The sequence below is a fragment of the Gaetbulibacter jejuensis genome (assembly GCF_039524015.1).
Classification (GTDB): domain Bacteria; phylum Bacteroidota; class Bacteroidia; order Flavobacteriales; family Flavobacteriaceae; genus Gaetbulibacter_B; species Gaetbulibacter_B jejuensis.
This window is the reverse complement of record NZ_BAAAGF010000003.1, coordinates 158781-182325: the sequence shown is the minus strand read 5'-3', so window position 1 is coordinate 182325 and position 23545 is coordinate 158781. Positions and strand designations below refer to the sequence as shown.

23 protein-coding genes are annotated in these 23545 nt (G+C 32.3%); 19 read left to right on the top strand and 4 right to left on the bottom strand.

Translation table 11 applies throughout. The features are described from left to right. Positions 1–10 precede the first annotated feature (10 nt). The 4 genes from ABD011_RS10475 to porX all read right to left on the bottom strand — a co-directional run bounded on the left by ABD011_RS10475 (position 11) and on the right by porX (position 2915). Positions 11–562: a hypothetical protein gene (locus ABD011_RS10475; protein WP_129760105.1), complete on the bottom strand. Its 552-nt coding sequence runs from the start codon at positions 560–562 to the stop codon at positions 11–13. Beyond that, entirely contained in the window at positions 501–647 is a 147-nt protein-coding gene (locus ABD011_RS10470; RefSeq protein WP_165353677.1) for a hypothetical protein, read from the bottom strand. Before ABD011_RS10470 ends, ABD011_RS10475 begins: the two co-directional genes overlap by 62 nt. Positions 648–803: 156 nt before the next feature. Beyond that, on the bottom strand, positions 804–1259 hold the full coding sequence (gene tsaE / locus ABD011_RS10465; RefSeq protein ID WP_343798087.1) for a tRNA (adenosine(37)-N6)-threonylcarbamoyltransferase complex ATPase subunit type 1 TsaE: 456 nt from the start codon (positions 1257–1259) through the stop codon (positions 804–806). A 102-nt stretch (positions 1260–1361) separates the two neighbouring features. Next, a complete protein-coding gene (porX, locus tag ABD011_RS10460; RefSeq protein ID WP_129760103.1) occupies positions 1362–2915 on the bottom strand; it encodes a T9SS response regulator signal transducer PorX in 1554 nt (517 codons plus the stop codon). A 35-nt stretch (positions 2916–2950) separates the two neighbouring features. Between porX and ABD011_RS10455 the strand changes: the two genes are divergently transcribed. The 19 genes from ABD011_RS10455 to hisB all read left to right on the top strand — a co-directional run bounded on the left by ABD011_RS10455 (position 2951) and on the right by hisB (position 23513). Then, the gene (locus ABD011_RS10455; protein ID WP_343798085.1) at positions 2951–4180 is read left to right on the top strand and encodes an HD domain-containing protein; all 1230 of its coding nucleotides are present in this window, start codon (positions 2951–2953) and stop codon (positions 4178–4180) included. A gap of 25 nt (positions 4181–4205) precedes the next feature. Beyond that, on the top strand, positions 4206–5234 hold the full coding sequence (gene lpxD, locus ABD011_RS10450; RefSeq protein WP_129760101.1) for a UDP-3-O-(3-hydroxymyristoyl)glucosamine N-acyltransferase: 1029 nt from the start codon (positions 4206–4208) through the stop codon (positions 5232–5234). Then, entirely contained in the window at positions 5221–6627 is a 1407-nt protein-coding gene (locus ABD011_RS10445) for a bifunctional UDP-3-O-[3-hydroxymyristoyl] N-acetylglucosamine deacetylase/3-hydroxyacyl-ACP dehydratase (protein WP_131506737.1), read from the top strand. The genes lpxD and ABD011_RS10445 overlap by 14 nt, the downstream gene beginning before the upstream one ends. Positions 6628–6721: 94 nt before the next feature. Continuing rightward, complete coding sequence (gene lpxA, locus ABD011_RS10440) at positions 6722–7507, top strand: acyl-ACP--UDP-N-acetylglucosamine O-acyltransferase (RefSeq protein ID WP_129760099.1); 786 nt, start codon at positions 6722–6724, stop codon at positions 7505–7507. 3 nt (positions 7508–7510) lie between these two features. Further along, on the top strand, positions 7511–8077 hold the full coding sequence (gene efp, locus ABD011_RS10435; protein ID WP_129760098.1) for an elongation factor P: 567 nt from the start codon (positions 7511–7513) through the stop codon (positions 8075–8077). A 51-nt stretch (positions 8078–8128) separates the two neighbouring features. Next, positions 8129–8701 (top strand): hypothetical protein, encoded by a 573-nt coding sequence (locus ABD011_RS10430; protein ID WP_343798081.1) that lies wholly within the window; start codon positions 8129–8131, stop codon positions 8699–8701. Then, positions 8702–9640 (top strand): UDP-3-O-(3-hydroxymyristoyl)glucosamine N-acyltransferase, encoded by a 939-nt coding sequence (locus ABD011_RS10425; RefSeq protein ID WP_343798079.1) that lies wholly within the window; start codon positions 8702–8704, stop codon positions 9638–9640. It begins immediately after the preceding gene. Then, entirely contained in the window at positions 9637–10044 is a 408-nt protein-coding gene (locus ABD011_RS10420) for a nuclear transport factor 2 family protein (protein WP_131506735.1), read from the top strand. The genes ABD011_RS10425 and ABD011_RS10420 overlap by 4 nt, the downstream gene beginning before the upstream one ends. Positions 10045–10111: 67 nt before the next feature. After that, positions 10112–10984 carry a succinate--CoA ligase subunit alpha gene (sucD, locus tag ABD011_RS10415; RefSeq protein ID WP_129760095.1) on the top strand — a complete coding sequence of 291 codons (873 nt, stop codon included), beginning with the start codon at positions 10112–10114 and terminating at the stop codon, positions 10982–10984. 94 nt (positions 10985–11078) lie between these two features. Continuing rightward, complete coding sequence (locus tag ABD011_RS10410) at positions 11079–14051, top strand: M16 family metallopeptidase (RefSeq protein WP_343798076.1); 2973 nt, start codon at positions 11079–11081, stop codon at positions 14049–14051. Between the two features lie 136 nt (positions 14052–14187). Further along, positions 14188–14934, top strand: coding sequence for a 3-oxoacyl-[acyl-carrier-protein] reductase (gene fabG / locus ABD011_RS10405; RefSeq protein ID WP_131506733.1), 747 nt, complete (start codon positions 14188–14190; stop codon positions 14932–14934). Positions 14935–14956: 22 nt separating this feature from the next. Continuing rightward, positions 14957–15493, top strand: coding sequence for a hypothetical protein (locus tag ABD011_RS10400; protein ID WP_343798073.1), 537 nt, complete (start codon positions 14957–14959; stop codon positions 15491–15493). Beyond that, a complete protein-coding gene (locus tag ABD011_RS10395) occupies positions 15493–17526 on the top strand; it encodes a VWA domain-containing protein (protein ID WP_343798071.1) in 2034 nt (677 codons plus the stop codon). The genes ABD011_RS10400 and ABD011_RS10395 overlap by 1 nt, the downstream gene beginning before the upstream one ends. An 11-nt stretch (positions 17527–17537) precedes the next feature. Next, a complete protein-coding gene (locus ABD011_RS10390; RefSeq protein ID WP_131506730.1) occupies positions 17538–18353 on the top strand; it encodes a prohibitin family protein in 816 nt (271 codons plus the stop codon). A gap of 9 nt (positions 18354–18362) precedes the next feature. After that, positions 18363–18905, top strand: coding sequence for an SH3 domain-containing protein (locus tag ABD011_RS10385; protein ID WP_343798068.1), 543 nt, complete (start codon positions 18363–18365; stop codon positions 18903–18905). Between the two features lie 280 nt (positions 18906–19185). Next, entirely contained in the window at positions 19186–20043 is an 858-nt protein-coding gene (gene hisG, locus ABD011_RS10380) for an ATP phosphoribosyltransferase (RefSeq protein WP_343798066.1), read from the top strand. Between the two features lies 1 nt (position 20044). Continuing rightward, complete coding sequence (gene hisD / locus ABD011_RS10375; RefSeq protein ID WP_343798064.1) at positions 20045–21331, top strand: histidinol dehydrogenase; 1287 nt, start codon at positions 20045–20047, stop codon at positions 21329–21331. Next, complete coding sequence (gene hisC / locus ABD011_RS10370) at positions 21328–22377, top strand: histidinol-phosphate transaminase (protein ID WP_343798062.1); 1050 nt, start codon at positions 21328–21330, stop codon at positions 22375–22377. Before hisD ends, hisC begins: the two co-directional genes overlap by 4 nt. Continuing rightward, on the top strand, positions 22377–23513 hold the full coding sequence (gene hisB, locus ABD011_RS10365; RefSeq protein WP_343798060.1) for a bifunctional histidinol-phosphatase/imidazoleglycerol-phosphate dehydratase HisB: 1137 nt from the start codon (positions 22377–22379) through the stop codon (positions 23511–23513). The genes hisC and hisB overlap by 1 nt, the downstream gene beginning before the upstream one ends. Positions 23514–23545 lie beyond the last annotated feature (32 nt).

Sequence of the window (23545 nt, the reverse complement as noted above, 5' to 3'; positions counted from 1 at the left end):
AAAGAACTCTTTAAAAGTAATCTTTAAGTTTTCCTAAAATACCTTTTGGCTTAATTTTAAATTCATCTTCTAAGTCCTGCATAGTCTTATCAGCATCATTTAATTTATCAAAGATTCTAACTCTTATAAGGTATATTGAAGGAACAACTATAGCCATAACAGGTAGTAAATAAAAAATTTGCTTGCTAGTATCTATAAACTCTAAATCGTCATTAAATATTTCAATTACTTGATATACATACATTGCAATTGGCACTAATAGTGCATGATACCACCAATGTCTTGATGTAAAAAACCAAACAAAAATAAGTAATAACGGAATTAACTTATTCATAAGTGTCCAAGCTGTGATTTGTGCACTAGTGTAATAGTTACTGCTATATGTAAACAAAAAAGTGTCCCAAACTTTAACGTTAGGGACACTCTCGTAAAAGGTAAAAATATATGGAGTTAAAGCTATTAAAGTAGCAATAATAGTTCCATATACTAATGACTTAGCACTATTTTCCTTGACCTGGAATTTTGATTTTTGCTTTTTCGATGTTTGTTGTTGTTTGGTCATTTAAGTCAATTAAATTTGTAGCCTGTGCTGCAAATAACATTCCACCGAAAATAGCAACTGCTAATACGTACTTTTTTGTTTTCATAATTCAAGGGATTTAATTAATTAATTACTTCAAATTTAGAATCAACAGGAGTTAAATTCTGTTAAAGAAATGTTAAAATAATTTTCAGAAATCGCTTGAACGTTACGGTTTTTCCGTACTTTGCAACTATGCTCTATTGGTGTGATGCCACTTTTTTTACAAAAAATTTTGCTGCTCCATAGGTTTTTTTTTGGTTAATTTTATGTTTTGGTCAAATTTGAGGGTTCTTTTACCATTTTCATCAGAAAGAATTGTTATAATTTCTGCGTCATCTGGTATTAAATTTGGAATTTTTTCTGGCCATTCTACAAGTTTCCATGCACTAGAGTAGAAGTAATCTTCAATACCAAAATTTAATGCTTCTTCCTCGTTTTCAATTCTATAAAAATCAAAATGAAAAATCGTATCAGAAGGAGATGAATATTCGTTAACAAGTGAGAATGTTGGACTACTTACCAAATCATTACTACCAAGATGTTCAACAATCGCTTTTATGAGTGTAGTTTTGCCAACACCCATTTCTCCGTAAAACAAAATTGTTCTAGAAGATGCATGTTTTATAACTGCTTCAGCAATTGAATGAATATCAGATATTTGATAAGTTATTTCCAAAATTGTACTTGCTAAGTATAAAATTCAGCACAAGTATAAGAATAAAATTCGAGAAAAACCAATAAAAAGTGTATTTCGTCGGATTTTTTTGCATTACATAGATTATTTTGGACTCATGACAACAAACGGAATAATCATTTCTTCTAGAGACACTCCACCATGTTGATAAGTGTTTCTGTAATAGCTTACATAATGGTTATAATTGTTTGGATAAGCTAAAAAGACATCGCCTTTTGCGAAGATATAAGAGCTACTCATCGTGATTGAAGGCAAATGTATGGTCTTTGGATCTTTAGCTGCAAGTACATCTTTATTTTCATAAGTTAGGCTACGTCCAGTTTTGTATCTTAAATTTAAACTAGTATCTCTATCACCAATTACTCTTGATGGGTTTTTTACATTAATGGTTCCATGGTCTGTAGTTAAAATAAGCTTAAAACCAAGAAGCTGTGCTTGTTGAATCATTTCTAATAATGGAGAGTTTTTAAACCAGCTTTGTGTTAAAGATCTGTATGCCTTATCGTTTGAAGCTAACTCTTTTACAACTTCCATTTCGGTTTTAGCGTGAGAAAGCATATCTACAAAATTGTAAACCACTACAGTAAGGTCGTTGTCTTTTAAAGCTTTAAAGTTTTCAACTAGTTTTTTTCCAGACTTTAAGTTTGTGATTTTGTGATACTCATGTTTTAAGTGTGATAACCCTAAGCGTTTTAATTGTGCTTCAAGAAATTCTGCTTCGTGTAAATTTTTACCACCATCATCAGTGTCGTTTTTCCAAAGGTCTGGATGTAGCTTTTCCATATCACTTGGCATTAAACCAGAAAAAATAGCATTTCTTGCATATTGCGTAGCTGTAGGGAGAATACTGTAAAACGGCTCTTCGTATGTTTTTTTGTAGTAATTGTTTACAATAGGCTCAAATGCTTTCCATTGGTCGTAACGTAAATTATCAATAACCACAAAAAGAGTTGGTTGTTTGTCGCTTAATTCAGGAACAACCTTTTCTTTAAATAAGGTATGCGACATTATAGGTGCTTCGGTATTGTGATCAAACCAACTAGGGTAGTTCTTGTCTATAAATTTTCCAAACTGTTGGTTAGCTTCACTTTTTTGAGATTCTAAAATCTCAGTCATGCCAACATCTTCAATATCTTCAAGCTGTAATTCCCAATAAATCAGTTTTTGATACAATTCTTCCCATTCTTTAAAAGAGTTAACCATAGATAAGTCCATAGCTATTTTCCTAAACTCTTGTTGGTAGTTAGAAGTTGTCTTTTCTGAAACTAACCTAGAATGGTCCAAATTCTTTTTTAAACTCAGTAGTATTTGATTTGGGTTTACAGGTTTTATAAGGTAATCGGCTATTTTACTACCTATAGCTTCTTCCATAATGTACTCTTCTTCACTTTTAGTAATCATAACTACAGGAAGGTTAGCACGCTTTTCTTTAATCTCATTTAAGGTTTCCAATCCTGTAAGTCCTGGCATGTTTTCATCTAAAAAAACAATATCAAAATTAGTATCGTTAATAATTTCGATAGCTTCAGTACCACTTTTGCATGTAGTAACCTTGTATTGCTTTTGTTCTAAAAAGAGAATATGCGGTTTAAGTAAATCAATTTCATCGTCAACCCAAAGAATATTTATATTGTTCATGTATATTTGTTTAAATTTAAAGTAAAAATTGAAGTTTGAATAAGGTAAACAAACTTAAGATATTTAACGACCCAATTTACGGATTTATTACTATTCCAAATTCGTTAATTTTTGATTTAATCGAACACAGATACTTTCAGCGTTTAAGACGAATAACCCAAATGGGAATGTCTTATCTGGTTTATCCAGGTGCACATCATACTAGATTTCATCATGCAATTGGTTGTATGCATCTAATGCAAAAAGCGGTGAATGTGCTTCGTTTTAAAGGAGTTGCCATTTCTGAGGAAGAAGAAAATGCGCTCTATATTGCCATTTTATTACACGATATTGGTCATGGTCCGTTCTCGCATGCTATGGAACATAGTATTGTTAGTGGAGTCTCGCACGAGGATATTTCAATGCTTTTTATGGAGCAGTTGAATAAAGAATTTAACTCAAGTTTAACGCTTGCTATAGCTATTTTTAAAGGTAACTATTCCAGAAAGTTTTTATGTCAATTAATATCTGGTCAATTAGATATGGATCGATCAGATTATTTAAAGCGTGATAGTTTTTACACAGGAGTTGCTGAGGGAAATATTAACAGTGAGCGATTAATAACTATGCTTAACGTAGTTGACGATGTGTTGGTTGTTGAAGAAAAAGGTATTTATAGTGTTGAGAAATTTTTAGTAGCAAGACGTTTTATGTATTGGCAAGTGTATTTGCATAAAACTAGTTTGGCTGCTGAGCAGTTGTTAATGAGAGTGTTGAGTAGAGCTAAGGAGTTAACTAATAAAGGAGTTCATTTGCAAGCAAGTGAGCCTTTGCAGTATTTTCTTAAGAATGAAATCTCTCTAGATGATTTTAATAAAGAAACTCTAGAAGCCTTTTCAAGATTAGACGATTATGATATTGTTTCAGCAATGAAAACATGGCAGTTTCATGAAGATTTTGTACTGAGAAACCTTTGTGAAATGATTATCAATAGAGATTTACTTAAAGTTAAAATAAAGAATAAAAAGATAAAGAAAGATGTTTTGCTAAAACACACTCAAAACCTAATGAACAAGCATTCAATATCTAAAGAAGAAGCTGAGTATTTTGTGTTTTATGGCGAAATTTCTAATCAGGCTTACAACGCCAAAAAGCAAGGAATTAATATTCTTCAAAAAAATGGAAAGATAGTAGACATTGCTAAAGTATCAGACCAGTTTAACATCAAGTCCCTTTCAAAACAAGTGACTAAATATTATATATGTTATCCTAAGGATAAAATGTGATACATTTTTTCTATTTTTGCGATTAATGAAATTCACAGCAACACAAATAGCAGGAATTTTAGAAGGTGATATTATTGGAAATCCCGATGTTGAAGTTTCTAAGCTTTCCAAAATAGAAGAAGGAACCGAAGGGTCATTGACCTTTTTGGCTAATCCTAAATACAAGCCTTATATTTATTCTACAAAGGCATCAATTACAATAGTTAATAAAACTTTTGAAGCAGAAAACGACATCACTACAACTTTAATAAAAGTTGAAGATGCTTATAAATCGTTCTCAAAATTGTTGGAGTATTACAATCAGGTAAAACTTAATAAAAGCGGAGTTGAACAACCCTCGTTTATTTCAGAAACAGCAAGCTATGGAGAAAACGTTTATGTAGGCGCATTCACTTATATAGGTGATAAGGTAAAAATAGGAGATAATGTAAAAATATTTCCAAGTGCTTATATAGGAGACAATGTTACAATTGGTGATAATACCATAGTGTTTTCTGGAGCTAAAATTTATTCTGAAAGTTGCATAGGCTCAAACTGTGTGATTAATTCAGGAGCTATAATTGGAGCTGATGGTTTTGGTTTTGCACCTAATGAAAAAGGAGAATATAGCAAAGTGCCACAAACCGGAAATGTAATTATTGAAGATTATGTAGATATTGGTGCTGCTACCACTATTGATAGAGCAACGTTAGGCTCTACAATTATTAGAAAAGGAGTTAAGCTTGATAACCAAATACAAATTGCACATAATGTTGAAGTTGGTAAAAACACAGTTATTGCTGCTCAAACAGGTGTAGCAGGATCTACTAAAATTGGTGAAAACTGTATTATAGGTGGTCAAGTTGGTATTGTAGGACATATAACAATAGGAAATAATGTAAAAATCCAAGCACAATCAGGAATTGGACGAAACATTAAGGATAATGAAGTGTTACAAGGTTCGCCAGCATTAAGTTATGGTGATTTTAATAAGTCCTATGTATACTTTAAAAACCTTCCTAAGATTGTAAAAGATATTAATGAAATAGAAAAAAAAGTAAATGGCAATAATTAAAACAGACGTTAAGCAAAAAACCATTCAAAAAGAAGTTTCGCTTACAGGTGTTGGGTTGCATACAGGAAAAAATGTAACACTTACTTTTAAACCTGCTTCTGTAAATAATGGTTACTCTTTTAAAAGAATTGATTTAGAAGGTAATCCAGTAATCGAAGCTGACGCAAACTATGTTACCAACACACAACGTGGTACATGTTTAGAAAAAAATGGAGTTGTTATTCAAACCTCTGAACATGTTTTGGCTGCTTTGGTTGGAATGGATATTGACAACGTTATTATTGAGCTAAACGCTTCAGAACCTCCAATTATGGATGGGTCTTCAAAATTCTTTGTTGAAGCATTAGAAAATGCAGGAATCGAAGAGCAAGACGATTTTAGAGAAGAATATGTAGTGTCTGATGTTGTGTCGTATTCAGATGAAGAAACAGGTAGCGAAATTATTGTTATGCCTTCAAAAGAATATCAAATTACAACAATGGTTGACTTTGGTACAAAAGTATTAGGCACTCAAAATGCAACTTTAAATCATATTTCCGATTTTAAAGATGATATTTCAGACTCTAGAACCTTTAGTTTCTTACATGAGCTAGAAATGCTTTTAGAGCATGGTCTTATTAAAGGAGGCGACTTAAACAATGCAATAGTTTATGTTGATAAGGAACTGTCAAAAGAAACTACCGAAAAACTTAAAGTAGCTTTCAATAAAGAGACTCTAGCAATAAAACCAAACGGGATTTTAGATAATCTTACGTTACATCATCCTAACGAAGCGGCTAGACATAAACTGTTAGATGTAATAGGAGATTTAGCTTTAGTAGGAACTCGTATTAGAGGGAAAATTATAGCTAACAAGCCAGGACATTATATCAATACGCAGTTTGCTAAAAAAATGTCTAAAATCATTAAAAATGAAAGACGTAACAATGTTCCTAGTGTAGATTTAAACCAAGAACCATTAATGGATGTCAATCAAATTATGGCAATGTTGCCTCATAGACAGCCATTTTTGCTTATTGACAAAATATTTGAATTGACTGATAGTGGTGTTATAGGTATGAAAAATGTCACTATGAATGAGCCTTTCTTTGCAGGCCATTTCCCAGGAGCTCCAGTAATGCCAGGAGTTTTAATAGTTGAAGCTATGGCACAAACAGGAGGTATTCTGGTGTTAAGTACAGTGCCAGATCCTGAAAACTACTTAACCTTCTTTATGAAAATAGATAATGTTAAGTTTAAGCAAAAAGTAGTTCCTGGTGACACATTGATATTTAAGTGTGATTTAATTACACCTATTCGTCGTGGTATATGCCACATGCAAGGATATGCTTATGCAAACGGAAAGTTATGCGCTGAAGCAGAGCTTATGGCCCAAATATCTAAAGTGAAATAAACATGAACCAGACAGAAACTTATATTTTAAGTGCTTTGGTCAATCAAATAGGCGAATACATTTTCACCTATTCATTTAAATTAAAATTACAAAAATGAACCAACCATTAGCATACGTGCATCCTGGAGCAAAAATTGCAAAGAATGTCGTAATAGAACCTTTTACAACAATCAACAATAATGTAACTATAGGTGAAGGTACTTGGATTGGAAGTAATGTTACCATTATGGAAGGTGCAAGAATAGGAAAAAACTGTAATATTTTCCCTGGTGCTGTAATTTCTGCAGTTCCTCAAGACTTAAAATACAAAGACGAAGACACGCTTACAATTATTGGAGATAATGTAACTATAAGAGAGTGTGTTACCATTAATAGAGGTACAACCGATAAGATGAAAACAGTTGTAGGAGACAATTGTTTAATTATGGCGTATTGCCATATTGCTCACGATTGTATTGTAGGTAATAATTGTATTTTTTCAAATAACTCAACATTAGCAGGTCATATTACTGTTGGTGATTATGTTGTACTTGCTGGTATGACTGCTGTACACCAGTTTTGTTCAATTGGTAATCATGCTTTTGTAACAGGAGGGTCTTTAGTAAGAAAAGATGTTCCTCCATATGTAAAAGCAGCAAGAGAGCCTTTGTCTTATGTTGGTATTAATTCTGTAGGACTAAGACGAAGAGGGTTTTCAACCGAAAAAATTAGAGAAATTCAAGATATATACAGAATTCTGTATCAAAAAAATTATAACAATACCCAAGCTGCTGAGATTATTGAAGCTGAAATGGAAGCGACTTCAGAGCGCGATGAAATACTTCAATTTATCAAGGACTCTCAACGAGGTATTATGAAAGGATATTTTAAATCAAATTAATTTATGGCAACTACAAGTGATATTAGAAACGGATTGTGTATTAGATACAATCATGATATTTATAAAATTATAGAATTTTTACATGTAAAACCTGGTAAAGGTCCAGCGTTTGTTCGTACAAAACTAAAAAGTGTAACTACAGGAAAAGTTATAGATAATACCTTTTCTGCAGGACATAAAATTGAAGACGTTAGAGTAGAAACTCACAAGTTTCAGTTTTTATATAACGATGGAGAATTTTACCATTTTATGAATACTGAAGATTATACTCAAATTCGTTTATTGGAGGCTGCATTAGACAGACCTGAATTAATGAAAGAAGGAGAAGTAGTAACTGTGCTTATCAACACAGAAGATAATTTACCTTTATCTGTTGAAATGCCTGCAAGTGTTATTCTAGAAGTTACTGCAACCGAACCTGGAGTTAAAGGAAACACAGCAACTAATGCAACAAAACCTGCAACTGTTGAGACAGGAGCAGAGGTTAATGTTCCTTTGTTTATTAATGAAGGAGACAAGATTAAGATTGAAACTGAAAAAGGAACTTACAAAGAGCGTATAAAGGAGTAGTTTAATTCCATGAAAAAAAGGAGTTTAGTTTTAATTTTAATCGTTTTTTGTTTGTCTGCAACTTCATGCTTTGATTTAATTCAAAAAGCAGGTGAAGCGACTTCTAGTGGAATGGATTCTTCAGAGTCTACTTCTGCTTCAAATTATGTAACAGTAGGTGTTGACGGTTCATTTCAAGTGGATTTACCACGTCATATGAAATCTACTTCCGAGCTAAATGATGAAGCTGTTTTGCAATATGCAAATATTTTTAAAGACACATATTTTATTGTAATTCAAGAAAATAAAAGTGAGTATGTAGAATTGTTCAAGCAATTTGGAGAGTACAATACTGAACTTTCGGTCATTGAAAATTATAAAAACTCCCAAAAGGAATTGTTTAAAGAGGGTATAGTTAATGCAAGAATCCAAGAATATGGATTGAATAGCATTAATAACTATGCGGCTAGACAATTAAAAGTTTTAGGAGAGGTAGATGGGACACAAATTGCATATGTTGTTGCTTTTATTGAAGGCGATGACGATATATTCATGCTAATGAATTGGACAGCTAAAGAAAAATTTAACAAGTTTGAAAACTCTTTTGAATATATAAACGGGACTTTTAAGCTAATGGATTTATAAATGAAATTTCTTAAACCACATACTTTAAAAGAAATAGCTAACATAATTAAGTGTGATTATGTTGGAGAAGAGACCTTTCCTGTTTTGGGCATGAACGAAATTCATGTGGTTGAACCAGGAGACATTGTGTTTGTTGATCATCCTAAGTATTATGATAAGGCATTACAATCTGCTGCAACCATAATATTAATTAATAAAGAGGTAGAATGTCCTAAAGGAAAAGCATTACTAATCAGTGATGACCCTTTTAGAGATTTTAATAAACTCACGCAACATTTTAAACCGTTTCAAGCTTCTGATATTGCAATATCAAAGACTGCAAAAGTTGGAAAAAACACAGTTATTCAACCCAATTGTTTTATTGGTAATAATGTTATAATAGGTGACAATTGTGTTATCCATTCTAATGTAAGTATTTATGATGATGCTGTTATTGGTGATAATGTTACAATACATTCAGGTACTGTATTAGGAGCAAATGCGTTTTACTACAAAAAAAGACCAACTGGTTTTGATCGTTTACTTTCTGGAGGTCGAGTAATTATTCAAGATAATGTTGATATAGGAGCTTCTTGTACAATTGATAAAGGTGTTACAGGAGATACTACCATTGGAGAAGGCTCTAAGCTAGATAACTTAATTCAAATAGGGCATGATACTGTTATTGGTAAAAAATGTCTCATTGCATCGCAAGTGGGTATTGCAGGTTGTGTAGTAATTGAAGACGAAGTAACTATCTGGGGACAAGTAGGTATTACCAGCGGAATTACCATAGGTTCAAAAGCAGTTATTTCTGCACAATCAGGAGTAAGTAAATCTCTTGAAGGTAACAATAGCTATTTTGGGACACCAGCAGACGATTTTAGATCTAAATATAAAGAAATAGCTTCTATCAAGAAGATTCCTGAAATTTTAGAACAATTAAAAAATAAATCATGACTCCAAAAGAATATGTAAAACGTTTTTATGAATCAGATTTTGCCAATGATACAACTGTAATTGATAATTATCTACATAAAGATTGTTTACTGCATTGGAGTAGTAGTAAAGGGTTTTCTGTTTTAAAGTTTAATGATATTAAAGATTTATTCTTAGATATCAGTAGAACGTATGAATCGTTTAGAGTTGAAATCAGTCATCTGTTAGCCGATGAAAATTTTGTGACTACGAGATATACTGTCTATGTAAGAACAATTGAAGATCCTGATGAAGAACAACCAATGGCACATTTTATAACTATCTGGGAGTTAAAAGACAATAAACTCTATCGTGGTTACGAAATAAGCCAGCAAGCAGATGTAAGTTTAGAGAGTCTTAAATCATTTTCAAAAATAAAAGTATAAAACACTTTTTTATAGGTGTTAAAACAGTATTTTTGTAACGTTTTTTAAAATAAAAATCAAAATATAGATGAGCGTTTTAGTAAATAAGAATTCAAAAATTATAGTACAAGGTTTTACAGGTAGTGAAGGTACTTTTCACGCTGGACAAATGATTGAGTATGGAACCAATGTTGTTGGAGGTGTTACACCAGGAAAAGGTGGTCAAACTCATTTAGATAAACCAGTTTTTAACACTGTAAAAGAAGCTGTTGATTCAGTAGGAGCAGATACAACTATTATATTTGTACCACCAGCGTTTGCTGCTGATGCAATTATGGAAGCTGCTGATGCTGGTATTAAAGTAATTATCACAATTACTGAAGGTATTCCAGTTGCTGATATGATTACGGCTTCAAACTATATTAAAGATAAAGATTGTCGTTTAATAGGTCCTAACTGTCCTGGAGTAATCACTCCTGGTGAAGCTAAAGTAGGTATTATGCCTGGTTTCGTTTTCAAAAAAGGAAAAGTAGGGATTGTTTCAAAATCAGGAACATTAACTTATGAAGCGGCTGACCAAGTAGTAAAACAAGGTTTAGGAATTACTACAGCAATTGGTATTGGTGGAGACCCAATTATTGGAACAACAACTAAAGAAGCTGTTGAGTTGTTAATTAACGATTCAGAAACTGAAGCTGTTGTTATGATTGGAGAGATTGGAGGTCAATTAGAAGCCGATGCTGCTAAATGGTATAAAAACAGCGGAAGCAAAAAACCTATTATTGGGTTTATAGCTGGTGAAACTGCGCCTGCTGGACGTACAATGGGTCATGCTGGAGCTATAGTTGGAGGTAGTGACGATACTGCACAAGCTAAAAAAGCAATTATGAGAGATTGTGGAATTCATGTAGTTGATTCACCTGCTGAAATAGGTAAAAAAGTAGCAGAAGTTTTATCATAACTTTTTGTTAAAATATATACAAAAATATCTCGTTATCATTCCGTTGGCTGTATCTTAGTCAACGGAATTTTTTTATCAATTAACAAATCAACAAATGAAACAATTTAAATTACTTTACTTGTGTTTATCACTGTTTGTAGTATTTAGCTGCAAGACCGATAAAGGCAATGACACTTTGGCTTATGCTGTTGAAACCCATAAAGACGCTAGTGGGTTTTCTTATGAAACTGTTGAAAACGACCCAACAGGTTTACGTTTGTATACTCTAGACAATGGTTTAAAAGTATACTTAAGTAAAAATAATGACGAGCCAAAAATTCAAACTTATATAGCTGTTAGAGCTGGTTCTAACTACGATCCTAAAGAATCTACTGGATTAGCACACTACTTAGAGCACATGGTGTTTAAAGGTACTGATGAGATTAGTGCGTTAGACTGGGAAAAAGAAAAAGAGTATTTAAAGCAAATTTCTGATTTGTATGAAGAACATAAAGCTGAAACTGATCCTGAAAAGAAAAAAGCGCTTTATAAGAAGATAGATGAAGTATCGCTAGAGGCTTCAAACTATTGTGTAGCTAACGAGTATGATAAAATGGTAAGCTCTCTTGGTGCTACAGGAACAAATGCACATACTTGGTTTGAGGAAACAGTTTACAAAAACAAAATTCCTGCTAATGAGTTAGATAAATGGTTAAAATTAGAGAGTGAGCGTTTTAGTCAATTAGTATTAAGATTGTTCCATACTGAACTTGAAGCTGTTTTTGAAGAGTTTAACAGAGGTCAGGATAACGATTACAGAAAAGCATATGCTGCAATGTTAGATGGTTTATTTCCAAACCATCCTTACGGACAACAAACTACTATTGGTACAGGAGAACATTTAAAAAATCCTTCAATGGTAGCAATTCATAATTATTTCGATAAATATTATGTGCCAAACAACATGGCAATGGTATTAGTTGGTGATTTGGATTTTGATGCTACAATAAAAAAAGTGAATGAAACTTTTGGAAAATTAGAACGTAAAGAAGTTACTCATCCTACGCTTCCAGTTGAAGAACCAATAACTGCTCCAATTGTAAAAGAAGTGTTTGGACCAACATCAGAAAGTGTATCTATAGCTTTCCGTTCTAAAGGTGTAAATACTGATGAAGAAAAATTAATGACACTTGCCGATATGATTTTAGCTAATGGTAAAGCAGGTTTAATTGATTTAAATTTAAATCAGCAACAAGCAGTACAAAATGCAGGTTGTTCACCAATGTTTTTAAATGATTATGGATATCATACATTTAATGGTTCTCCTAAAGAAGGACAAACATTAGACGAGGTTAAAGATTTATTATTAGCTCAAATAGATAAGCTTAAAAAAGGAGAATTTGAAGATTGGATGTTAGACGCAGTTATTAACGACCTTAAGCTTAGCGAAACTAGACAATACGAAAACAGTACCGCTTTAGCTTCAATGTATTATAATGCTTTTATTCACCACGAAGATTGGCAAAGAAAAGTGAAGTTTTTAGATGATTTAAAGAAAATCACTAAACAAGAATTAGTAGATTTTGCTAATGGTTTTTACAAAGACAATTATGTAGTAACCTATAAGCGTCAAGGAGAAGATAACTCAATCGTAAAGGTTGAAAATCCTGGTATTACTCCTGTAAATCTTAACAGAGATAAGAGCTCTGAGTACTTAACAAACTTTAATGCTATTGAAGCTGCTGAATTACAGCCACAATACGTTGATTACAAAACAGCGATTAAAGAATCCAAAACCGATAATGGAATTAAAGTATCTTATATTGAAAATGAGTTGAACGATCTTTTCGACTTAAATATCATTTTTGACATGGGAAGTGATAACGATAAAAAGTTAGGATTAGCTGTTGGATATTTAGAGTACTTAGGAACTGATAAATATTCAGCTGAAGATCTTAAGAAAGAATTTTACAAATTAGGTATCGATTATTATGTAAGTGCAGGTTCAGAGAAGTCTTATGTAGGTTTAAGTGGTTTAAAAGAAAACTTGCCTAAAGGGCTAGAGCTATTAGAGCATTTATGGGCTAATGCTGTTCCAGACCAAGAAGCTTATGATAAGTATGTTGATCAAATCATTAAAGGAAGACAAGACGGTAAAACTCAAAAAGGAAATATTCTTTTTAACGGATTAATGAACTATGGTAAGTATGGTGATAATTCAAGATTAAGAAATATTATGCAAGCTAGTGAACTAGCAACAATAAATCCACAAGAGTTGGTTGATCTAGTTAAAGACGTGAAAAATTACAAACAACGTGTATTCTATTACGGTAAAGATGTTGATGCAGCTATTGCAGCATTAAATACACACCACGTTTTACCTTCAGAATTAAAAGAATATCCTGAAGCTACAGCTTATGTTGAAAAAGAAACAGGCGGTAATGTGTACTTTGTAGATTATGATATGGTACAATCTGAAATGTTATTCTTAGCTAAAGGAGAACCTTTTAAAGCTGAGAACATGGCAGCGTCTACTTTATTCAATACATATTTTGGTAGTGGTTTATCATCAATTGTATTCCAAGAAATTAGAGAGTCTAAATCGTTAGCTTACTCAGCGTTTTCTAGCTATAGTAATGCAAGTGATAAAGACGAGTCTAACTATGTAATGGCTTACATTGGTACTCAAGCAAACAAGATGCCACAAGCAGTAGATGCAATGATGGAACTTATGACTAATATGCCTGAAGCTGAAGAGCAATTTAATGCTGCTAAAGAAGCTACATTAAAAAAGATTGCAGCACAACGTATTACAAAATCTAATATCTTCTGGACTTATGAAGGGCTTCAAAAAAGAGGTATAGATAACGATAACAGAGAAGAAATCTATAACACTATAAAAGATATGACTATTGAAGATTTAAGAAACTTTTTCAATACAAATATTAAGGGTGAAAACTATAACGTAATGGTTATTGGTAACAAAAAAGAAATCGACTTTAAAGCGTTAAGTAAGTTAGGTGAAGTACAAGAAATGGATGTTGATCATTTATTCAACTACGAAAAGCCTGAAGACGTAAAGCTGTAATTGAAGTTATCATTCCGAAACAGGTTTCGGAATCTCAATAACAATGTTAAAAACCTCACAAGAATTTGTGAGGTTTTTTTATTTCGTGCAACTTGTATTTGCTATATTTGAACATCAACTAATATTAAAACTAACAATGAAAATTTTAGAAGGAAAAACAGCTATTATAACAGGTGCAAGTAGAGGTATTGGAAAAGGAATTGCTGAAGTTTTTGCACAACATGGAGCCAATGTGGCTTTTACTTATAGCTCTTCTGTAGAAGCTGCTAATCAATTAGAAAATGAATTAAACGCACTTGGTGTTAAAGCTAAAGGCTATCAAAGTAATGCTGCAGATTTTAATCAAGCTCAAGAGTTGGCTGATGATGTTGTAAAAGAATTTGGAAGCATTGATATATTAGTAAACAACGCAGGTATTACAAAAGACAACCTGTTAATGCGTATTACTGAAGAAGATTTTGACAAGGTTATTGAAGTTAACCTTAAATCTGTTTTTAATATGACAAAAGCAGTACAACGAACTATGCTAAAACAACGTAAAGGATCTATCATTAATATGAGTTCTGTTGTTGGTGTTAAAGGAAATGCAGGACAAACTAATTATGCAGCATCAAAAGCTGGTATAATAGGATTTTCAAAATCAGTTGCCTTAGAACTAGGTTCAAGAAACATTAGAAGTAACGTGATTGCTCCTGGGTTTATAGAAACTGAAATGACTGCAAAACTAGATGAAGATACAGTAAAAGGATGGAGAGATGCAATACCGTTAAAACGTGGTGGTACACCAGAAGATATTGCAAACGTATGTGTGTTTTTAGCTAGTGACATGAGTGCTTATGTTACTGGTCAAACCCTAAACGTTGATGGAGGAATGCTAACCTAATCAATATATTAATTCAAATCTTATGAAAAAACTCTCTTATTTAATTGCAATTTGTTGCTTATTATCTATTCAGGCAATAGCTCAAGATTGGCAAAAGTACAAATCTGAAGATTTAGCCTTTATAGCATATTTTCCCGAAACGCCTAAGCGTACTGTACAACAAGTTGATACAGCAGTAGGAACACTAGATATGCATATGGTTATGTGTACTCCACAACAAGACGATAATGTTGTGTATAGTACAATAAAATCTGATTATCCTGAAGAACAATTTATAGATGCAGATGATAAGTATAATACTACTGTTTTAGATGGAGCAGTTAAAGGAGCAGTAAGTAATGTAAACGGCACTTTAATATTTGATAAAAAAATCACCTTCAATGGCTATCCAGGAAGAGATGTAAAAATTGAAATTCAAGGCGGTTTTATATACATACGTGTTGTTTTAGTTACAAACTCAATGTACATTTCTCAAGTAATTTGTACTCCTGAAAATGATAATAATAGTAAAATAGAACGTTTTTTAGACGGTTTTGAAATTATAAAAGTTAAACAATAGTGCAAGAAAGCACCATTATATATATAATACTATCTGGAATCATAGCGCTTTTATTAGCGCTTTTTCAGTATATATATAAATCAAAAAGTAAGAGCAATAGTCACAAGTTTTTAGCTGTTTTAAGATTTGTGACTTTGTTTGCTATTTTGCTTTTACTTATCAATCCAAAATTTGAGCAAACCACTTATTACAATGAAAAACCAACACTTGTTGTAGCTATTGATAATTCAGAGTCTGTTAGGTATTTAAATCAAAACAATAACACCAATGAGTTAATTGAACGCTTAAAAGCCAACGACTCTTTAAATGAAAATTTTAATCTAGAGTTTTACACCTTCGGAAAAACCTTAGCTAAAACAGATTCGTTATCCTATTCTGATAGACAATCTAATATGGCTTTAGCATTTGACCGCTTATCAGAAATTTATAGTAATTCTGTAGCTCCTACACTCTTAATAACCGATGGAAACCAAACCTACGGTAACGATTATGAGTTTTCTACAAACAAGTATAAGCAGGCTATTTACCCAATAATTTTAGGAGATACTACACAGTTTATTGATTTAAAAATTCAGCAGTTGAATGTCAATAAATATGCATACTTAAAAAATAGATTTCCTATTGAAGCTATTCTTGTTTACAGTGGAGAAGGTTCGTTGTCAACCACTTTCAATATCACTTCAGAAAACACAGTTGTGTATTCGCAAAATATCAATTTTACAGCAACAAGCACTTCAAAAGTCATTAATTTAACTTTACCAGCTAATAGAGCAGGAGTGTCAAGTTATAAAGCTGAAATTGTTCCCATAGAGAACGAAAAAAACAAAGTAAACAATATCAAAAACTTTGCTGTAGAAGTTATAGACCAAAAAACAAACGTAGCTATAGTTTCTGATATTTTGCATCCTGATATTGGAGCCTTAAAAAAGAGTATTGAAAGCAACGAACAGCGTCAAGCAACACTTGTAACACCTGAAGAGTTTGTTTCCAACGCAGGCGACTATCAGCTAGCAATAGTGTATCAACCTAATATGAAGTTTAAACAAGCGTTTGATGAAATCAATCGTTTAAAAATTAATAAATGGGTAATTGCTGGTACAAAAACAAGTTGGAATGCACTTAACGCGCTACAAAGTAATTACAAGCAAACAATAACCAATCAAACCGAAGATTTTTTACCAGAGTTAAACTTAAATTACACACCTTTTATTATTGAAAATGTCAGTTTTGATGAATTTCCTCCTTTGCGTTCAGAATATGGCGAAACCGAATTTAACTTACCAATTCAAACTATTTGCTATAAAACTGTAAATGGAATAGCTATAGGAGAACCTTTGCTAGCTACTTTTGAAATTAATGAAACACGAGAAGCCTTACTTAATGGTGAAGGTATTTGGAAATGGCGAGCACAAAGTTTTCTTGAACAAAAATCTTTTGAACCGTTTGATAATTTTATCGGTAAGATGGTTCAATATTTAAGTTCTAAACAAAGACGTACAAGACTAAACGTTGAATACGAATCTTTTTACAACGGAAATGAAGACTTAAAAATTAATGCTCAATATTTTAATAAAAACTATGAGTTTGACACTAGTGGTAATTTAAACATCACTTTAAAAGATAAAGAAACTAACAACTCCAGAACACTTCCTTTTGTACTAAAAAATAATGGTTATCAGGTAGATTTAAGTGGAATTCCTGCTGGCGAATACAGTTTTACGGTATCAGTTACTGGTGAAAATGTATCTCAATCTGGCGAACTGAAAATTTTAGACTATAATGTAGAACAACAGTTTCTTAATGCTGATGTCGCTAAGTTAGAAAGACTTGCAGCATCCACTAAAGGAAACTCTTTTTTCATCGATAATACCAGCAGCTTAGTAAAAACGTTAACGAGCGATACTAGGTTTGCAACACTACAAAAAAGCAGCAAAAATGTTGTACCTTTAATCGATTGGAAATACTTACTCGCTGTCATAGTTTTAAGTTTGACTGCTGAGTGGTTTATCAGAAAATATAACGGATTAATTTAAAAACTAACAAAATGGATAAGTTGCCTAAAATAGGTCTACCCATCATAATTGGAGTAGTACTTTTAATAATTGTATTAGCTAAATCTGCAGTAACCATTGGTTCTGGTGAAGCAGGTGTGTTATATAAAACTTTTGGAGGAGGTGTAGTGACTGATAAGCCACCTTTAGGTGAAGGTTTTCATATTGTAGCGCCTTGGAACAAAGTGCATGTTTATGAGGTTAGAAGACAAGAGATTTTCGAAAAAATGAAGGTACTTTCCTCTAATGGATTAGACATACAACTAGATGCTTCTGCTTGGTACAAACCAGATTATGATAACCTTGGAAAACTTCACCAGGAAATTGGTGAAAATTATCTGCAAAGAATCATTTTACCTACCATTAGGTCTGCTGCGCGTAGTGTAGTTGGTCGTTACACGCCAGAGCAATTATATTCTAGCAAACGTGATGCAATTCAGCGTGAAATCTTTGAAGAAACTAAAAAAATTGTTGATGACCAATATATTGTTTTAGATGAAATCTTAGTTAGAGATGTAACTTTGCCACCAACAATTAAAGATGCTATTGAGCGTAAACTAAAGCAAGAACAAGAGTCTTTAGAGTACGAGTTTAGATTGGTTACTGCAGAAAAAGAGGCTGAAAGACAAATTATTGAAGCTCAAGGTAAAGCAGATGCAAATAAAATTTTAAGTGCTTCCTTAACCGATAAAATTCTTCAAGACAAAGGTATTGAAGCAACTATTAAACTATCAGAGTCGCCAAATAGTAAAGTAATTGTTATTGGTTCAGGAGATTCTGGAATGCCAATTATTTTAGGAAATCAGTAAGTCTTTTAAATGAGAAGTTTTATTCTTTTTCTATTGTGTAGTTTCACGCTATTTGCTCAAGATAATGACCAAACGCATTATCTAGAGTTTGTTGAATCCTACTACGATAAAGAATCAAAGCAACCAATATACATTTATGACGATATTGATGGTAGAATAGTTGATACCTTATATAATAACGAATCAAAATATTCATGGTACAAAATAGCAATTATTGAAAGTAGCTACGGTTGGTTTAAAATCAAAAACATACAACGTTTACCTGATGCTTACAAAAATTACGACTATGAAAATCATTGGGTTAAAAGTTCAGGATTTTTAGTTTCTGTTGATGTCTATGAAGATGGTAACAAAGTTTATCTTTATGATTTAGCCTCTAAAACGTCTAATAAAATCCATAAAATAAGCGATTTTCAAAAAGTCAATATTATAGAAATTAGCGATTTATGGGCTAAAGTGAGTTTTAATGTTGGCAAAAAATCAGTGTCTGGTTGGTTAAGTTTTAAGGACCAATGTGCTTATCCTTGGACAACATGCCCTAAATATGATTAATTCGCATTTTTGACTTAAAATACTAACAAAATCATAAAACCTCTTATAAGATTTGGATTTTTAAATTTTTATTTTAAATCTTTGTACAGACAAAAACAACAAATGAATTTTATTCAATTACATCATCATCATTTTCATACATGCACTCAAGCGAGCTGAAAATGTATTGAATAAAAACAAGATATTTTTAAAACCGTTTGAGTAAATCAAGCGGTTTTTTGTTTTTACAAACGTAAAAATATCTCCCAAAAAAGATTTACTCAAACACATTAAAACCAAAATGAGTAAATTAAAAATTGCAGTTCAAAAATCAGGTCGGTTACACGACGATTCTATGAAAATCCTTAAAGACGTTGGGATTTCTATAGATAATGGCAAAGACCAATTAAAAGCTTCGGCTAGAAACTTTCCTTTAGAGGTCTTTTATTTAAGAAATGGTGATATCCCTCAATACCTTAGAGATGGTGTGGTTGATGTTGCCATTATAGGAGAAAACGTATTGGTTGAAAAAGGTAAAGATATTTCCATAGTTGAAAAACTAGGGTTTTCTACCTGTAAAGTTTCGGTAGCTGTACCAAAGTCTACCAAATATTCAACAATTCAAGATTTAGAAGGCAAGCGTATTGCAACATCTTATCCAAACACTGTTAATGGGTTTTTACAATCAAACAATGTAAATGCTGAATTACATATAATAAATGGTTCGGTTGAAATTGCACCAAACATAGGACTTGCCGATGCTATTGTAGATATCGTTTCCAGCGGAAGTACCTTGTTTAAAAATAACCTAAAAGAAGTTGAAGTGCTTTTAAAGTCAGAAGCTGTTTTAGCAGTGTCTCCAAGCATTAGTGAAGATGAACAACAGGTATTAGAGAAACTACAATTCAGGATCAAATCGGTTTTAAAAGGAAGACAAAACAAATATGTTTTACTAAATGCTCCTAACAAAAACTTAGAATGTATTATTAACATTCTTCCAGGAATGAATAGTCCTACAGTAATGCCTTTAGCAAAAGAAGGTTGGAGCTCACTACACTCAGTAATCAATAAAAATGACTTTTGGGAAATTATAGATGAACTTAAAGCAAATGGAGCTGAAGGTATTCTTGTTTGTCCAATAGAAAATATGGTAATATAGTATGGAAACAATCATAAATCCAAGTAAAGCACAATGGTCAGAAATTTTACAACGACCAACAAAAACCATTGATGACATTGAAAACACTGTAACGCAAATTTTTGATGATGTTAAGCGTAATGGAGATAAAGCTGTTAGTAAATATACTTCCCTTTTTGATGGAGTAGATTTAGAAAGTAGCTTGGTTACAAGCTCAGAAATTCAAAAAGCAGTTGAAAGTGTACCTTCAGAATTAAAACAAGCCATTCAATTAGCTAAAGCTAACATTGAAACATTTCACGCAGCTCAAAAAACCCAAAATGTAGACGTAGAAACCACAAAAGGAGTTCGTTGTTGGCAAGAAAAACGTGCTATTCAAAAAATAGGCTTATACATTCCAGGAGGAACAGCGCCATTGTTTTCAACGGTTTTAATGCTTGCAGTTCCTGCTAAAATTGCTGGTTGCACAGAAATCATTTTATGTTCACCACCAAATAAAAATGGACAAATTGCTAATGAAATTTTATATGCAGCTCAGTTGTGTGGTGTGACTAAAATTTATAAAGTTGGAGGTATTCAAGCAATAGCGAGTTTAACATTTGGAACCGAAACTATTCCGCAAGTTTATAAAATATTCGGACCAGGAAATCAATTTGTTACTGTTGCAAAACAACTAGCTACCAAATATGGTGTTGCAATTGATATGCCTGCAGGACCAAGTGAATTATTGGTGTTTGCTGATGATTCTGCTAATGCAGCTTTTGTGGCTTCAGACCTATTAAGTCAAGCTGAGCATGGTACAGATAGTCAGGTTATTTTAGTGACAACTTCAAAAGCAATGGCTTCGCAAGTAGAGGATGAAGTTAAAAAGCAATTACAAGTTTTACCAAGAAAATCAGTTGCAGAACAGTCTATTTCAAATTCAAAAATTGTTTACCTGAATTCTATTGCTGAAGCTTTAGAGTTAATTAATGAATATGCACCAGAACATTTTATTGTGTGTGCAAAGGACGAAGCCTTTTTTATTGATGGGATTATAAATGCAGGCTCTGTATTTATTGGTAATTACACACCTGAAAGTGCTGGTGATTATGCTTCAGGAACAAACCATACTTTGCCAACAAATGGATTTAGTAAATCCTATTCAGGAGTTAATTTAGATAGTTTTACTAAGAGCATTACGTTTCAAAAAATTAGTGAAGAAGGTATAAAAAATATAGGGCAAAGCATTGAGTTAATGGCAGAGGCTGAAGGTTTACAAGCTCACAAAAATGCAGTTACCATTAGACTTAATACATTGAAGTTATGAAGCAAGTATTCGATATAGATTCATTAGTAAGACCGTCAATTAAGGCTTTAAAGCCGTATTCTTCAGCAAGAGATGAGTTTAAAGAGTTCAATAGAGACATGATGTTTCTAGATGCTAATGAAAATCCTTTTAATAACGGATTAAATAGGTATCCTGATCCTCAACAAAGCAGCTTAAAAGAAAAATTATCAAAAATTAAAGAGATTAAAAGTTCTCAGATTTTATTAGGAAATGGAAGTGACGAAATACTCGATTTGATTTTTAGAGCATTTTGTGAACCTACCAAAGATGAAGTAATGGTTTTACCTCCAACTTACGGTATGTACGAAGTGTTGGCAAACACCAATGCTGTAAAGGTCATTGAAATTAATTTGGATGAAACATTTCAACCTAAGGTAAAACCTATCTTAGAGAGTCAAAAAGAAAATACCAAATTGCTTTTTTTGTGCTCACCTAACAATCCTACTGCTAATAGTTTCAATGCGAAAAATATTGAAGAGTTAATTAAAGGGTTTAATGGTATTGTGGTTATAGATGAAGCGTACATTGATTTTTCAAATCAAGAGAGTTGGTTGAGTAAACTAGAGGATTTTCCTAATTTAATTATTACTCAAACACTTTCTAAAGCTTATGGATTAGCAGGTATAAGACTAGGTGTATGTTATGCTTCAGAAGCTATAATTTCGATATTAAACAAAATAAAACCGCCTTATAATGTCAATGCATTAACACAACAAAAAGCTCTTGAACGATTATTAGAAATTAATAAAGTGAAGCAAGAGGTAAAGACTTTAATTTCAGAAAGAGAAGTATTGATAAAAGCACTTGGGGATTTGAAATTTATAGGAAAAATTTACCCTTCTGATGCAAATTTTATCTTGATGAAAGTAGATGATGCCAATTTAAGGTATGGGCAATTAATTGCAGAAGGAATTGTAGTTCGTAATAGAACTAATCAACCATTATGCGAAAACTGTTTAAGGATAACAGTTGGAACACCTGATGAAAACAAAAAATTAATTAAGACATTAAAATATTTAGACTAATGAAAAAAGTATTGTTTATAGATAGAGATGGAACGTTGGTACTTGAGCCTCCTGTAGATTATCAATTGGATAGTTTAGAGAAATTGGAGTTCTATCCAAAGGTGTTTCAGTATATGAGTAAAATAGCTAATGAACTCGATTACGAATTGGTTATGGTTACTAATCAAGATGGTTTGGGGACTAATTCTTTTCCTGAGGACACGTTTTGGCCAGCTCAAAACAAGATAATCAATGCATTTGCTAATGAAGGTGTTGTTTTTTCTGAAGTTTATATTGATAAAACATTTCCTGAAGAAAACGCTAACACTCGTAAACCTAGAACAGGCTTACTGACTAAGTATTTTTCTGATGCGTATGACCTAGAAAATTCGTTTGTTATTGGAGACAGAATTACTGACATGGAACTTGCAAAAAACTTGGGAGCTAAAGGTATTTATTTGTCTCAAGACCCAAATTTAGGCGCCAATGAAATTGAAACATCTTTACAGAGTATTACAGATTGTATCTCAATAACAACGACAGATTGGAAAGCAATTTATCAATACTTAAAAGTTAAAGATCGTTCAGCTAGTATTGAAAGAAATACTAAAGAAACCCAAATAGCAATCAATCTTAATGTTGACGGAACTGGTAAAAGTAATATTGATACAGGAATTGCATTTTTTGACCATATGCTAGACCAAATTGCAAGACATGGTCAGCTTGATTTAGATATTAAAGTCAATGGTGATTTAGAAGTTGACGAACACCACACTATAGAAGATACAGCAATTGCTTTAGGCGAAGTGTTTTCAAAAGCATTAAGCAATAAGTTAGGAATGGAACGTTACGGATTTTGTTTACCAATGGATGACTGTTTAGCTCAAGCAGCTATTGACTTTGGAGGACGAAATTGGTTGGTTTGGGATGCTGATTTTAAAAGAGAAATGATAGGTAAAATGCCAACCGAAATGTTCTTTCACTTTTTTAAATCGTTTACTGATGGTGCCAAATGCAATCTCAATATAAAAGCTGAAGGTACTAACGAACATCATAAAATTGAAGCCATTTTTAAGGCATTTGCTAAAGCTATTAAAATGGCAATAAAACGAGATGTAGAAAAAATGATTTTACCATCAACTAAAGGAGTTTTGTAAATGTCACTTCTAGTGATTTTGTACAACAAAAT

Bases quoted from the DNA above. Each gene is read 5' to 3' on its own strand.
- ABD011_RS10385 (WP_343798068.1), top strand. From the start codon at position 18,363: ATGAGAAGTTTTATTCTTTTTCTATTGTGTAGTTTCACGCTATTTGCT.
- lpxA (WP_129760099.1), top strand. From the start codon at position 6,722: ATGAACCAACCATTAGCATACGTGCATCCTGGAGCAAAAATTGCAAAG.
- hisC (WP_343798062.1), top strand. From the start codon at position 21,328: ATGAAGCAAGTATTCGATATAGATTCATTAGTAAGACCGTCAATTAAG.
- ABD011_RS10410 (WP_343798076.1), top strand. From the start codon at position 11,079: ATGAAACAATTTAAATTACTTTACTTGTGTTTATCACTGTTTGTAGTA.
- ABD011_RS10425 (WP_343798079.1), top strand. From the start codon at position 8,702: ATGAAATTTCTTAAACCACATACTTTAAAAGAAATAGCTAACATAATT.
- hisD (WP_343798064.1), top strand. From the start codon at position 20,045: ATGGAAACAATCATAAATCCAAGTAAAGCACAATGGTCAGAAATTTTA.
- hisG (WP_343798066.1), top strand. From the start codon at position 19,186: ATGAGTAAATTAAAAATTGCAGTTCAAAAATCAGGTCGGTTACACGAC.
- porX (WP_129760103.1), bottom strand. From the start codon at position 2,915: ATGAACAATATAAATATTCTTTGGGTTGACGATGAAATTGATTTACTT.
- ABD011_RS10475 (WP_129760105.1), bottom strand. From the start codon at position 562: ATGACCAAACAACAACAAACATCGAAAAAGCAAAAATCAAAATTCCAG.
- ABD011_RS10400 (WP_343798073.1), top strand. From the start codon at position 14,957: ATGAAAAAACTCTCTTATTTAATTGCAATTTGTTGCTTATTATCTATT.
- lpxD (WP_129760101.1), top strand. From the start codon at position 4,206: ATGAAATTCACAGCAACACAAATAGCAGGAATTTTAGAAGGTGATATT.
- ABD011_RS10420 (WP_131506735.1), top strand. From the start codon at position 9,637: ATGACTCCAAAAGAATATGTAAAACGTTTTTATGAATCAGATTTTGCC.
- ABD011_RS10390 (WP_131506730.1), top strand. From the start codon at position 17,538: ATGGATAAGTTGCCTAAAATAGGTCTACCCATCATAATTGGAGTAGTA.
- sucD (WP_129760095.1), top strand. From the start codon at position 10,112: ATGAGCGTTTTAGTAAATAAGAATTCAAAAATTATAGTACAAGGTTTT.
- ABD011_RS10445 (WP_131506737.1), top strand. From the start codon at position 5,221: ATGGCAATAATTAAAACAGACGTTAAGCAAAAAACCATTCAAAAAGAA.
- ABD011_RS10470 (WP_165353677.1), bottom strand. From the start codon at position 647: ATGAAAACAAAAAAGTACGTATTAGCAGTTGCTATTTTCGGTGGAATG.
- fabG (WP_131506733.1), top strand. From the start codon at position 14,188: ATGAAAATTTTAGAAGGAAAAACAGCTATTATAACAGGTGCAAGTAGA.
- efp (WP_129760098.1), top strand. From the start codon at position 7,511: ATGGCAACTACAAGTGATATTAGAAACGGATTGTGTATTAGATACAAT.
- hisB (WP_343798060.1), top strand. From the start codon at position 22,377: ATGAAAAAAGTATTGTTTATAGATAGAGATGGAACGTTGGTACTTGAG.